This window comes from Colwellia sp. MB02u-10, assembly GCF_014077185.1.
Classification (GTDB): Bacteria; Pseudomonadota; Gammaproteobacteria; order Enterobacterales; family Alteromonadaceae; genus Cognaticolwellia.
Genome location: NZ_JACGVK010000135.1, coordinates 99,944 through 114,210, shown reverse-complemented (window position 1 = coordinate 114,210; position 14,267 = coordinate 99,944). Strand labels below are relative to the sequence as shown.

11 protein-coding genes and 1 pseudogene are annotated in these 14,267 nt (G+C 37.9%); 8 read left to right on the top strand and 4 right to left on the bottom strand.

Annotation, left to right across the window (positions count from 1 at the left end; genetic code table 11):
- Nucleotides 1-13 precede the first annotated feature (13 nt).
- Together fabI and H4J59_RS16265 are read right to left on the bottom strand one after the other, a co-directional pair.
- Nucleotides 14-778, bottom strand: coding sequence for an enoyl-ACP reductase FabI (fabI, locus tag H4J59_RS16270; RefSeq protein WP_220469858.1), 765 nt, complete (start codon nt 776-778; stop codon nt 14-16).
- Between the two features lie 19 nt (nt 779-797).
- Complete coding sequence (locus H4J59_RS16265) at nt 798-2,531, bottom strand: alpha/beta fold hydrolase (RefSeq protein ID WP_310733213.1); 1,734 nt, start codon at nt 2,529-2,531, stop codon at nt 798-800.
- A 294-nt stretch (nt 2,532-2,825) separates the two neighbouring features.
- Between H4J59_RS16265 and H4J59_RS16260 the strand changes: the two genes are divergently transcribed.
- From H4J59_RS16260 to H4J59_RS16230, 7 genes and pseudogenes are all read left to right on the top strand, one after another.
- Nucleotides 2,826-3,968: a sensor histidine kinase gene (locus tag H4J59_RS16260; RefSeq protein ID WP_182241064.1), complete on the top strand. Its 1,143-nt coding sequence runs from the start codon at nt 2,826-2,828 to the stop codon at nt 3,966-3,968.
- A gap of 1 nt (nt 3,969) precedes the next feature.
- Complete coding sequence (locus H4J59_RS16255) at nt 3,970-4,590, top strand: response regulator transcription factor (protein ID WP_182241063.1); 621 nt, start codon at nt 3,970-3,972, stop codon at nt 4,588-4,590.
- 304 nt (nt 4,591-4,894) lie between these two features.
- Nucleotides 4,895-5,884 (top strand): permease, encoded by a 990-nt coding sequence (locus tag H4J59_RS16250; protein WP_182241062.1) that lies wholly within the window; start codon nt 4,895-4,897, stop codon nt 5,882-5,884.
- 51 nt (nt 5,885-5,935) lie between these two features.
- A complete protein-coding gene (locus H4J59_RS16245) occupies nt 5,936-6,172 on the top strand; it encodes a thioredoxin family protein (protein WP_182241061.1) in 237 nt (78 codons plus the stop codon).
- A 471-nt stretch (nt 6,173-6,643) separates the two neighbouring features.
- Nucleotides 6,644-7,573, top strand: a complete 930-nt coding sequence (locus H4J59_RS16240) for a hypothetical protein (protein ID WP_182241060.1) — start codon at nt 6,644-6,646, stop codon at nt 7,571-7,573.
- A 935-nt stretch (nt 7,574-8,508) separates the two neighbouring features.
- Nucleotides 8,509-9,068: pseudogene (locus H4J59_RS19880) on the top strand (excalibur calcium-binding domain-containing protein).
- A 790-nt stretch (nt 9,069-9,858) separates the two neighbouring features.
- Nucleotides 9,859-11,166, top strand: coding sequence for a site-specific integrase (locus H4J59_RS16230; protein WP_182241059.1), 1,308 nt, complete (start codon nt 9,859-9,861; stop codon nt 11,164-11,166).
- A 27-nt stretch (nt 11,167-11,193) separates the two neighbouring features.
- Here H4J59_RS16230 and H4J59_RS16225 read toward each other — a convergent pair whose 3' ends face one another.
- A complete protein-coding gene (locus tag H4J59_RS16225) occupies nt 11,194-11,772 on the bottom strand; it encodes a hypothetical protein (RefSeq protein ID WP_182241058.1) in 579 nt (192 codons plus the stop codon).
- Between the two features lie 249 nt (nt 11,773-12,021).
- Here H4J59_RS16225 and yghU point away from each other — a divergent pair, with 249 nt between their 5' ends.
- Nucleotides 12,022-12,891 (top strand): glutathione-dependent disulfide-bond oxidoreductase, encoded by an 870-nt coding sequence (gene yghU / locus H4J59_RS16220; protein WP_182241057.1) that lies wholly within the window; start codon nt 12,022-12,024, stop codon nt 12,889-12,891.
- Between the two features lie 228 nt (nt 12,892-13,119).
- Here yghU and H4J59_RS16215 read toward each other — a convergent pair whose 3' ends face one another.
- Complete coding sequence (locus tag H4J59_RS16215; RefSeq protein WP_182241056.1) at nt 13,120-13,962, bottom strand: tetratricopeptide repeat protein; 843 nt, start codon at nt 13,960-13,962, stop codon at nt 13,120-13,122.
- Between the last annotated feature and the right edge of the window lie 305 nt (nt 13,963-14,267).

Below are 14,267 nucleotides of genomic sequence, written 5' to 3'. Positions count from 1 at the left end.
GAGTTTTCCTCGTTTAAGCCAACACGTGATAACCGGCATCAACAAAGGTAATATTGCCGGTAACACTTTTAGCCGCGTCACTAACAAGCCCGGTGGCTACGTTGCCTACGTCTTCGATAGTGACTAGTTGGCGCTTAGGTGCTCGCGCTCTTGCGTCATTGATCAGTTCGTCAAAAAAAGCGATGCCTGACGCTGCGCGTGTTTGTAATGGGCCCGGAGAAAGCGCATTAACTCTAATACCTGCTGGGCCAAGTTCGGCCGCTAAATAACGTACCGACGATTCCAACGCTGCTTTTACTGGTCCCATAATATTGTAATGTTTGACCACTTTTTCTGCGCCATAGTAACTAACCGTGAGTAAGCAGCCACCATTTTTCATTAAAGGCTCTGCTTTACGCGCCATACGAATAAACGAATGGCAAGAAATATCCATTGCTTGAGAAAAGCCTATTCTAGAACAATCAGTGACCCGCCCATGTAAATCGTCTTTTGGACAATAGGCAATTGAATGTAAAATAAAATCTAACTCACCCCACGTTGTAGCGATACGCTGAAAAACAGCCTCAAGTTGGCTATCATCTTGTACATCCAGTGGTAACAACATTTCGGCGTTAACCTCAGTTGCCACGGGTTCGACATAGGCCTTACTTTTTTCATTAATATAGGTGATAGCAAGCTTTGCTCCTGCTAGTGAAAATGCCTTAGCACAGCCCGCTGCTATGGATTGATCATTGGCAATACCTACCACTAACCCTCGTTTTCCTTCGAGTATCTTCATCTTGCTTTTCCTCAAGCTTTTAGTTTTGCAATATATAAGTGCCGGGAGCATCACACAGTATGCTAGGTTTTTTGTTTGGCGCGCCCATGGTAGGCGGGGCAGTCAATTTACTGGAATGGTTATGCAGCCACTTTGTTAACTCTGGCCACCATGATCCCTCATGATGTGCTTGCTTAGCTTCCCAGCTGTTTGGGTCAGTATATTTAGCATCTTTTTTAGTGGTGGCTACTTGGTAACTTCTGCGCGGATGCCCAGGCTCGCTCACTATGCCGGCATTATGACCACCGCTAGTTAACAAAAAGGTTACGTCAGTATCACTCAATAGATGAAATTTATAAACTGAATGCCAAGGGGCAACATGGTCTTTTTGCGTGCCAACAACAAATGCAGGAGCGCGGATATCAGAAATAGAAATGGGTTTATCGTCTACAAGATAGCGACCTTCAGTCAGATCATTATCTAAAAATAGCTTACGTAAGTACTGTGAATGCATTTTATACGGCATACGAGTGGTGTCGAAATTCCACGCCATTAAGTCGTTAACCGGCGTACGTTCACCCATTAAATAATCATGTACCATGCGCGACCAAATCAAGTCATTTGAGCGCAGTAATTGAAAAGCGCCCGACATTTGCTTAGCGTCTAAATAGCCTTGTTCCCACATCATGTCTTCCAAAAAGCTAACCTGGCTTTCATTAATGAATAACATTAGTTCACCGGCTTCTGAAAAATCGACTTGAGTGGCCAACAATGAAAGTGATTGAATTCTATCGTCTCCATCTCTAGACATGGCAGCCGCAGCTATTGAGAGTAATGTACCGCCTAAACAATAGCCAATGCCATGGATTTTCGCTTTACCGGTTATTTTATTTATGGTGTCGATGGCATCCATAACGCCATACTTGCGGTAATCAGCCATGCCCAAATCACGGTCGTCTTGGTCTGGATTTTTCCATGAGACCATAAACACGGTAAACCCTTGCTCGGTTAAGTATTTAACTAGCGAGTTTTGAGCTGATAAATCAAGAATGTAGTATTTCATGATCCATGCCGGCACGATTAGAATAGGCTCTGGACGAACCTGCTCTGTTACGGGTTCATATTGAATGAGTTCAATTAAGTGGTTGCGATAAACCACCTTACCCGGCGTAATAGCCAGACTTTTACCAACCGCATATTCTTCAGTTCCCACAGGTTTTTTATTACCAATGTTACGTTGCATGTCGTCCATCAGGTTTTGCATACCCCGGACTAAATTTTGGCCACCTTCTTGTTTAGTTTGTTCCAGTAATTGCGGGTTGGTCAGTAAGTAATTTGAGGGTGAAAATATATCCAACATTTGCCGAGTGGCAAACTCAACCACGTTCTCATGCTGTTGAGTGACACCGTTAACATCGGTTGTTGCATTTGACCACCACTGCTGGTTGAGTAAAAACGACTGGGATAAAAGATTAAATGGCCACTTTTTCCAAGTTGGGTCGCTAAAGCGTTTATCGAAGGGTAAAGGTTCTATGCAAGGCTGATTTTGACCTTTCTGTGTTGCGCACTCGCTAAGATAGCCTGCGAGTCGAGTAGACTTTCTCGTCGCTTTTTCCATAAGATGAGCTTGTTTACCCGGCGATAACGCTAAGTGAACAACCCAATCAGCATAGGCGGCCATTAGTGAGCTTGGTGATAACCCTGACGTCAATTTAGACATGGCGGCATGTAGCGTTTTATCCATAGCATCATATTGCGAATTTTCTTTTTTCACTTTACATTCCTCAAATGTGTAGTCACCGGCAAATTACTGCTGCTTATTGGGTCAAGTGGTCTTGTATTAGCTTATGTTATCTTGTTTAGCCCAACTGAATTAATGGTGTTTGTCGAACATGCACTAAGCAGTTAACTCGAACATGCTCAGTAATTTAATAAGTATCTATAATTTATCAGCGAATAACTTCCCTTAACAATTGGTAATTGCCACACGCACATGTGGATAACCACAATTGGCTCAGGGTTTAAAATTCAATATACTTATTTCATTTTCAAGTTCATTCAGAGCCTTATGAAGACTGAGCCACGCCTTATACAACCTTCTATTTTTCTGCAAAATTTATCGCAGCCGCTTGCTTTGTGGCTAGCTTTATTAACTGGGCTTGGTGTGATGGCCATTCAATATGCCACTTGGTTGCATGACATAGGGGAAGGGTATTCGCTTTTTACTTTAAGCTTTGATCAAGGTAGTCAATTCAATCGTTATTTAACGATTAGCTTGTTACTGAGTATGTTGTCTGGACTATTTGTCTATCAAGCATTGATGAACAGAATTAGAACTCAGCAATTAAAAAACAAAGCCAAGTATTTAACCACCTTGTTGCAAAAATTACCGGGAACGACTTATCGCTTTATTATTGATGCAAATGAGGTGCGTATTGAGGGGGTTTCGAGTGACATTTATCAACAACGCATTGCTGAAGACAGCGCTCGTTTACAGACAGAACAATTGGCGCATGTGGCTCGCCTAAATGCACTGGGAGAAATGGCGTCTGGCATTGCCCACGAAATTAATCAGCCACTGGCGGCAATCTCTTTATTTGCGCAAGCAGGAAAACGCTTGCTGGCTTGTGGTCAATACGAACGTGTACCTGAGGTATTTGACAAATTAAGTCAACATGCACAGCGTGCCGGTGGCATTATTGAGCGTATACAGTCAATGGCTAAGCCGCATACTCGGGTGAAAAAATTGGTAGGCTGCTATGATTTAATCACTGGGGTTGCTCAACTGGCTCAAGCTGAAGCTCGTTTTTATAATATTAAAATAGAGTTAATTATTGCAAGAAAATTGCCTGTGGTTACGATCGATGTATTGCAAATTCAACAGGTTATATTAAACTTGCTACGCAATGGTATGCAGGCTATGAGTGCAATTAATTGTCGTAATGGTAATGAAATATTCTTAGAAGCTAAGATGAATAACCGTAATGAATTAGAAATTGGGGTTACTGATAGTGGCGATGGAATATCAGAGCAAGCTGGAAACAGTTTATTTAAAGCCTTTTCAACCACAAAAGAAACGGGTATAGGCATGGGTTTAGTGATTAGCCGAGCGATTATAGAGGCACATAACGGATTGATTAAATTTTTTAACAATAAAAAGGGTGGTGCGACATTTTATTTTACTTTGCCTACCACTAAGCGAGACAGCTAATATGCAAGTAGAACAAATAGTGTATGTTGTTGACGACGATGAAGGGATTCGAGAAGGATTAAGTCTGCTGTTAGAAACTACCGGGCAATTAGTTAAATCATATAGCAATGCGGCTGATTTTTTAGATGACTACGATAAGTCAATGCGCGGTTGCCTTATTCTAGACATACGCATGCCGCGTATGACCGGCTTAGACTTACAAAAAAAACTGAATAACTGTGGCGCTGCGCTGCCCATTATTTTTATTACCGGTCATGGCGATATTCCTATGGCGGTTGAGGCTATGCGCCAAGGTGCGATCGACTTTATTCGCAAACCCTTTAGAGAGCAAGACCTACTCGACAGAATTAATCAAGCCCTTTTGATTGATGCCAGTAGGAATAAGCAACAACATGATCGTAGCATTACACTAAGCAAACTGGCCTTACTTTCTGAACGCGAACGGCAAATTTTTGAGCGTGTGGCAAAAGGTGAAATGAACAAAGTTATTGCCTATGACCTTGGCATAAGTGAAAGGACAGTTGAAGTGCACCGCTCACAAGTCATGAAAAAGCTTGAGGTAAAAACTTTAGCAGAACTGGTACGCTTTAAACTACAAGAAGAAATATCGACACTCAGTTAACTCGTCACCTTGCTTTTTACCAAGATAACTTATGAACTAGAGCGAGTTTATTTCAAAAAATTGTGATGGATGTTTGCTTTGTCATGATTCCATTGTTGATGGCGATTTGTTGAGACCATCATTTTTTTAAAGACCCTAAGTTATTATTTCATTATTTTTTCTTAGCACGGCATTAACTTTTTTGTGCTGGATAAATTTATTGCTACCAAGTGTTTTAGTTTTAGCACTTTATATCTATCTTTATAGAATAAACTTTACTACCTGTTTTAGTTTGTAGTTATAGGTAAACCAATAGGGAACGTTTATGTTTCAAGTATTTACAGATCTAGCCTCCTGGTTAGTTGTTGATATATTCGGTCTGTCAAAAGCAACAAAATTAGGCGACGCATTACATTTTTTCATTGAAGATACCTCTAAGATATTTTTTTTGTTGCTCGTGATGATTTACGCTATTGCCTTGTTAAGAGCGTCAATGAACGTAGAGCGTGTTCGTGATTATTTAGCCGGTAAACATAAAGGTGTCGGTTATTTATTAGGCTCAAGTTTTGGCGCAATAACACCTTTTTGCTCTTGTTCAAGCATTCCGGTATTTTTAGGTTTTACTTCTGCGGGTATTCCTGTGGGCATAACGATGTCATTTCTGATTACATCACCGCTAATTAATGAAGTAGCCGTATTATTGTTACTCAGTTTATTAGGCTGGAAGTTTACTGTGCTTTACGTTGTTGTGGGTATGTCGGTAGGCATTTTAGGCGGCGTTTTTCTTGATGCAATCAAAGCTGAACGTTGGTTGCAATCTTTTGCTGCAAAAGCTTTAGCACAAGGCAAAAATACTTCTACAGAGAAAGCCAAACGACCAGCAACTTTATCCCTAAAAGAAAGACATGTTTTTGCCAAACAAGAAATGTTAGAAATATTTTCTCGGGTATGGAAATGGGTCATCATAGGTGTGGGGTTAGGATCTGCTTTACATGGTTTTGTGCCTGACGGATGGATTCAAGCACATTTAGGTGATGGTCAATGGTGGTCAGTTCCCGCTGCGGTATTACTTGGCATACCTTTATATTCTAATGCCACTGGCGTTATTCCTGTTATGGAAGGTTTAATTAAGCAAGGGTTGCCTATTGGTACCACACTGGCCTTTTGTATGAGCACTGTTGCGGCAAGTTTTCCCGAGTTTATTTTATTAAAGCAAGTGATGCAGTGGCGCTTATTGGCTGTGCTTTTTATGCTATTACTTATCGCATTTACATTAATAGGTTGGATTTTTAATTTTCTAACACCGTTTATTTAAGCGTTGAATTTTAACGCTTTATTCTATGACAACATCAAATAGGAAACGCTAATGAAAGAAATAAAAGTACTAGGTACTGGGTGTGCTAAGTGTATTAAAACAGCAGAAATAATTTCAAAAATAGCCAGTGAACTTAATATTGATATCCAAATAAATAAAGTGACTGATCCCGAAATAATTATGGCCTATGGCGTAATGAGTACACCGGCCATAATTATTGATGAAATAAATGTGCACAGTGGTTCTATTCCTCATCGTCAAGATATTGAATTATGGTTGAAAAAATAGTGCAGGTGACATTGCATAGCTCAGTACTTTTTACGGTAAACAATACTGAGCTATGAACATGGATGCTAAGTTTATACTCGACAGTTATATGTGTTCAGACACCTGGCGTTCAGCAGCTTTTATAAATAACTAAGCTGTTTTAAAGTGAGTGTCAGCTATGCACAAAATAGTAAGCCAGTTAACATTTTGATGTTTTTATAAACTATTAAATGAATTATTAGCAGAATTAATTTTAACTTGTGAGTCTGATCAGTTGTCTTTTGATAATATGCCTTTGTAATCAATAGCGAGTTTTTCTTCTTAGCTATTGCAGTATAATTTTTAAGACTGGTTAGACTATTTTTTGCCCCTGCAGACGTCAGATTAATTTATTATCTTAGTCAGTGTTAACTTTTACCCGTACACTGTTTATTTGTACAGTATGTTTTGATAGAATCATTTTAATCCTTATTTAGCTAACCTCAAGTTACCATGACAAAACAAAAAATCAGCTTTGAACAACGTTATGACGAAATAGGTCAAACCCTTAAAAGCTATTTTGCTACTTTAGACCTAGCACAAAAAACCTTTGTAAATTACTGCAAATTTAATGGCCGATTATTATTTATAGAAGAACAAAGGTTCAACGAAAAAGAGCAGGAGTTTTCAGAGCAATATAAAATGGTGACGGCCTTACAAAAAGTTCTCGCTTTAGAGTATAACGATGCACCTAGTTCTTTTTCATTACCAGGTAGTACGGAAACTTTTCACGCAGTTATTGCATTACCAACAGAATGTGAAGAAACCATTATTGATATTAATGAAACAAAGCATCTTATTGGTGGGTTACTAGCGTCAACAGTTGACGCTAGAACAAAAGTTGATGGTAATTGGGCACCGATGAATAAAGAATTATTGCGCGCTATTGGCAGACCTAGAGCCAATATTAAACAAGTTAAACGTCGTTTGAATGTACATAAAGAGCAATATAGCCGTATTTCATACAGTGGCACTTGGCAGCGGCCAAACTATCGTAAAACATACGAAGATGTTAAAGCCTTGTTATCTCAATTTACTTCAGAGCAAGCTAAATACGATCGAGAAACATTGGAGAAATATAAACATCTCAAAAGCTTCGCGTTATATTACGACAAACATTACAGCTCGATGGATGGTAACTTTAAATTAAAAGAGCCAGTAATAATAAAGCATAAAGATGGCAGTGAATCAGAAAAAAGTATTTTGACACAAAAAATTTCATCTCCTATTTATCTATTGTGTGAGGGTGATGTGAAAGATGTAGATGTTGAGGTTCGCTATAAAATTAAAGAAAATAAAAATACCCGCAGCTCGTTTAAAGTGGTGATTGAAGAAAAGCCTATTCTTAAGTCAGTGCCGGTTTACTTATATCATGAGCAATAAAGATTAAAACAAAATAATATATTTTTAAATGTAACGCTCTTCAAATACCGTGACCAACTAGCTATAAAAACAAATAGAATCAACACACAACGCGTATTTTATAGTTTTAAATCAGTAAGTGTAATCAAGGTTATTCTATTTTAAACCTAAGCCGAAAGAAAGGAGAGTAAATTCGACACGCATCTCTACTGAGCTTGTGAAAACATCAGTTCACGCGGAACTTTACTGAAGAAATGAAAAATACGCGGTCTATTAGCGGGGCATAATGTTTTGGGTTATGTGCAGTGGTTCAGCAAGCGCTTGTTCTTTTACCATATCTTTCGGCTTAGGTTTAAAAAAGTGCTTTTTTATAATATCCATACTATTGTCAAGAGCTATAAGCCCTGTAAAAGGAGTTGTCTAGGTAAATATTGATCGATATATCCCTTATAATAGCGTGATACTGTAGCGAGATGACATCACGTACAAAAAGTAATTTTTCGTTAGTAAATGCTCAAATAGTAAAATGGATGCGTACATAGATGATGTTTCTTATAAAAATTATAGGTTTTAACATTGCTATTAATAAGCATAAATAAGATGTCACTCGCTTTCTACGAAGCAAGCTTACACAACAGGATGATTTATTGGGTCAAATATTGTGTAAGCCTGCTTTAAAAAATCGAAATACTTATGTCATGAATGAAGCTTAGAAAGGGCGCTTAGTGCCATATTTAGTGTGGCGTTCAGTAATACATAATTTAGTGCTTGTCTTCAGATGAATATTTAATTATAACTCTAAACGATGTTTATAAGGTCTCAGCCAGTTATAGATGAAATAATTTATTATCCTTAAACTAAATAAGGAAATGCTGATTAAATAGTATAAGTGTCTATTTAAATGAGGTATTAATAAATTAATACCTCATTTAAATAACATCTGCAAGGGAGCCGTTATGCACAAAGGACAGTTAAAAAGCTGGAAGGATGATAAAGGATTTGGCTTCATTCAATCGAGTGACCTTACTCAAGATACGTTTATTCATATCTCTTCATTAAAAAAGATGAGCAGGAAGCCTAAAACAGGTTATTTCATCTACTTTGAAGTAGAAAAAATAACGGTAAAACCAAAGCGATTAACTGTCGTATTGAAGGTGTAGCAGCTAAAGAGATACAAAGACATAAGCCTCGCATTCATAGAAATACTTCAGCGCCTAAAAGTAAACTTGTCTTAATACTTGTGGTCATAGGGATTGCTGCTTTTGCATTTCAACGATTAGGGTTAGCGCCTTCAAACAAGCCCACGCAGCAAACTCCAAATATTTTAAGACCAAATAATTCATTGTTAGAAAGCACTTTTTCTAATACCGACTCAAAATTTTCGTGTGACGGTAGACAGCATTGCAGCCAAATGACATCTCGCGCAGAAGCCGTGTACTTTATTAATTACTGTCCAAACACAAAAATGGATGGTGATAGAGACGGTATTCCTTGTGAAAATAATTCACGGTTTTAATCTCATCATGGATAAGAAGGAACAGCACCAAGATTGCTTGGCTTTTCATATAGAAAGTCGGTTTAAACAATAGTTAGTTACCGTATTTTATAATATAAAAAATCGATGAACCAATGGGTCTAATTAAAGGTGATGAAAAGTTCAGTACAATAATGCGAAAATTAACGTAACCAAGAAGCATGAAAAGGTGTAATTTTCTGTTGCTTGGGCGAGTGTAAATACAGAGGTTTTTGACGCAATATATGACTTATCATTTGAAGCTTTAAATGAAACAATGCTGAATACTGGGTAGCGTTAAAATGGCATGACACGAAATCAATCAAAACTTTGTTTGTAAACCGATAACACCAAAATTGAGCCATACCATTGAGAAATTAAAAATAGCTTTAAATTGAAGCAAATTACATAATTGAACGTGACGCTACGTGAAAAGTAATGATGTAAGCCTCACAATAAAGCATTTCATGCACGTAGCGCACGCTCAGAAATAGTGGTAGTTATTATTTGGAATACAAAGACGCTAATTCAAATGTGATCCAGCGTTATATTGGTAAATCCGTTTTACTTAAAGCATAAAATGTTAAAGCAGGCCACTAAATATATGAGAAGAGGATTGCAAGCATTAACTGGAACGATCCAATAATGTGTTTGGATTAACCGGTGATTACAGGGCAATAGGTCTGCCCTCCATGCACCCCACTATGTCCGATACTCTATAATATTGGACATAGTGGGGTAGTTCATTTATAGTGGCTTCACACAGTATTTATTGATTATTTTGAGCCAGCTAATGTCTGCATTGAAAACTTGTCCCGAGCCATTGTTTCCAACTTACCCTGAGTTATGTGAATTTACCTTTGAAGATTATCCAACTGTTAAAACTTTATTAACACCTGATATTGCATTGGACTCTGAATTAGACGCTAAGTCTATTACTGTCTCTGAGACAGAATCTGGACCTCAAGTATGGTGGTTAGAACATTGGCATTGGGGAAAAGATTTTTTAGCCTACACAGGTCGAAATAAATCGGCCCATACTTATGATCGTTTTCGCAATGAAATTGAAAAGTTTCTGCTCTGGAGTTTCTTTATAAACAAAACCCCCATAGACAGATTAAGAAAAACTGACATCTTACAATATGCTGATTTTTGTTGGAAACCGCCCGTAACCTGGATTGGTACCAGTAACCAAGAACGCTTTAAGTTAGCTAACGGCTATTTTGTCATTAATGAGCATTGGCAACCATTTAAAATTCAAGCAGCAAAAAGCCAAGTTATTAAAGATGTTGATAAGAAGAAATATCGTCCTTCTCAACAAACATTAACCTCTACATTTACCGCTATTATCGTTTTTTACAACTATTTAATGGCTGAAGAACTTTGCTACGGTAACCCGGCACAAATCGCTAAAAAAGACTGCAAACATTTCATTAATGACGTACAAGTTAAAGAAATTAAACGCTTAACCAATAGTCAGTGGCAATATTTGCTAGATACTGCCACTGATATGGCAGACGAAAACCAGGCTTATGAGCGAAATTTATTCGTTATTGCCGCATTAAAAACCCTATTTCTAAGGGTATCAGAGCTTAGTGATCGTGAATTTTGGTCACCTATTATGGGGCATTTTTGGCAAGATGAAGATGAAAACTGGTGGTTTAAAGTCTTTGGTAAAGGCCGTAAGCTTCGTGATACTACAGTACCACCCGACTTTATGAGTTTTCTAAGCAGGTATCGATTGTCTCGCGGACTCTCTCAACTCCCTGCAAATGGTGAAAATACCGTTTTAGTTGAAAAAATACGCGGGCAAGGAGGCATGAGTGCTCGTCATTTAAGGCGTATTGTGCAAGAAGTTTTTGACTTGGCTTATCAAAACATGAAGCAAGTTGAAGGTGAAAACAGAGCCCTAAAACTTAAAGAAGCGTCTACCCACTGGTTGAGGCACACAGGTGCGAGTATGGAAATTGAAAGGGGTCGCGCCCTAAAAGATCTTTCAGAAGATCTTGGTCATGCTAGCATGGCAACCACAGATACCGTTTATGTCCAAACCGAAAACAAAAAACGTGCTGAAAGTGGCAAACGCCGAAAAGTTGATTAATTGCTTCATCTAAAATATCAAAAAAATTTATAACGAATAAACATCAGGGCAAACAGTGACAGTTGCCCTGCTGTCACAAAGATAAATTTGTTTAAAACGGCTCTGCCATTGCTCTATTTCACTACTGATAAAGCTGTCTTGCCAAATTTTTTGGACATGATAAAAGCTGTCTTTTCCTAGTAGCATCAGATGCAATATTTTGGCTTCACTGCCATTTTTTTTCTTACAATTTGTCTGCCATATCTCGCTTGGATGTAGCTCATTAGGTAAAGATTCTAGTGTTAGTGTTGTAAACTCTACACAGGCGTCATAACCAGGTTGGTCTATAACTTGGCGAAAGTAAGCTATTTTTTTATTTTTTGGTAAAGTAACACTGATAACGTAAGCATCTTTAAAGCCATGAATGGGATGTTGCCACATGCTAGAGTGGTAATTTTCTTTATTTTCAACCGAAACATGCCAACCAGCTAAAAATCCAGAATAAGGTGTAATGAGGTTTTCACCTTTAGACACAGATATTTTATGTTCGACAATATTTGTACAGCCAACTAAAAAAATATAACTAAGACTTAATAAAAAAATATTTTTGATGATTTTTATCTGCACGCTAAATTTACCCATTAGAAAATATTGAACATTATATTGTTAGTTAATATAGGCTTTTTAGTGTTTTGTTTATATAGCGAATATATTAAAACGCTTTTAATATATTAAATTTTCACCCTGAAAATCTATTACACTTGATTATTATTTCACTGGTCGCAATCAATATAAAATTTTGATAAAAAAACTAGTATGTTATTAACTTTAAGCATAACGTACCAAGCGTAAAATTTTATAAATATTGGAGTAGGCATGAGTGATGAAAATTCATATATCCCACCAAAAGTATGGCAATGGAATACTAGCAATGGTGGTAATTGGGCAAGCATTAATCGCCCTATTTCTGGATCTACACACGATAAAGTATTAGAAAAAGGTAAGCACCCTTTTCAGTTATATTCCCTCGCAACGCCTAATGGCGTTAAAGTCACCATTATGTTTGAGGAGTTACTGGCCTTAGGTATTAAGGACGCACAATACGATGCCTTTCTAATTGACATTAGCAAAGGAGATCAATTCGGTAGTGGTTTTGTTGAAATTAATCCAAACTCAAAAATACCTGCCTTGTTAGATAATAGTAATGAGCAATCAATTCGCTTATTCGAATCTGGTTCTATTTTATTTCACTTAGCTGAAAAGTTTAATGCCTTTTTACCCAGTGACAACAAACGTGCTGAATGTATGTCTTGGTTATTTTGGCAAATGGGTAGCGCGCCTTATCTTGGCGGTGGCTTTGGCCATTTTTATGCTTACGCCCCTGATAAAATAGAATATTGTATTGATAGGTTTTCTATGGAAGTAAAGCGTCAACTCGATGTACTCGATAAGCATCTTGAAAACAATCATTACTTATGTGGTGATGAATATACCATTGCCGACATTGCTATTTGGCCTTGGTATGGTGCACTTGCTTTAAATCGTTTATATGATGCCGCAGAATTTCTAGATCTATCGTCTTATAAACATCTAATGCGTTGGGCAGAAGAAATAAATCAGCGACCTGCAGTAAAACGTGGTGTTATGGTCAATAAAACCTGGGGAGAGCTATCAAGCCAGTTACATGAACGACATGATGCCAGCGACTTTTTAGAACGTACACAAGATAAACTAGAAAAAGAGTAGTTTAAAAGCAAAAGAGCGAATGATAAATGCGCTCTTTTGTCATAACTTACCGACACTATTAAAATAATATCAGCTAGTTAGTGTTTAAGTGTCTACATTAAACGTTTTTGCAGGTCAGACTTCTAATGAGCTAGGAGATTATCCTTTCTCAAAGTATCCAATGCCATTCAACCAGATTAAGGCTGGCTGAGCACTAAATATAGACGTTTTAGTGCTCAATTTAACGAGTTAATTTTCTACCGTATTAACCAAAGCCAAGGCTGCAGCCTGATGCCCTAAATCTGCAGCACTTTGTAACCATAATTTTGATGCTTTAATATCTTGCACTTGTCCTTTACCCGTTTGTAACATGACCGCAAGCGCATATTGGGCGTCAGCATCGCCATCCATTGCTGATTGGCGAAATAGCTTTGCCGCGTGTTTGAGATCACGTTTAACGCCCAATCCCTTTTCATACAACCAAGCTAAACGGGTTCGAGAAACAATATCATTGTCATTGGCAAGACGCTGCCATATATTGGCAGCTTGAATATAATCACCAGATGCGTGGGCGGTTTCGGCACGTAAAAACGCCTCATCACGCTGGCTATTACTCGTACCATTTAATATTTTCAACATCTCGATCGAGTCTTTATCGCCTCCAAGAGCTGCCTCTGTCAACCAACGTTTGGCTTTTATTTTATCCTCAGGTACTATCTTGCCGACAAAATAAATCAGCCCCAGCCGATACTGCGCCTTAAAGCTGCCGTCAATCGCTGCAGTCTCATAATGAAGCAGCGCCTGAGCCAAACTTTGGCTGACACCCAAGCCATCTTCGTAAAGTACTCCTAAATTAAAACTGGCTTCGGCATTGCCACGCTCAGCAAGAGCTTGCCAAATTTTACGCGCATTATCGTAATGGGCCATTTTAAATTCAGCATAACCTTTGTAATTAGCCATCGAGGGATTACGCAAAATTTCATTGAGATCAATTTCTTCGGCGTGTAACGCTATCACGGGTAGTAACGTAAGTAAGAGTATTACCCTCAGACGAGTAAACTGACTACGACGAAATATTATTTGTTTAGACATTGAAATATATTCCCTACAAGCATGTTGCGTGATTTATTGGTTAATACTATTTAAACCGGTTGTTCTTACATTACTCTAAAGCTAAGTAAAATATAAATTGAGTGAACGACAGCAGTCAAGTACATATTCAGTTAAAGCGACTTTATAACCTTTTTATAATAATACTTGACGATTGTTAACAGTCAATCACTGGCTGACTTATGCCCCACTAATTTAATGACAAGACTGTCTTTGTTAAGCATCGGCGGATTTATTCTCTGGACTATTTCTAAATAAAAGTTCGTACCAAACGTTTTATTATTTTT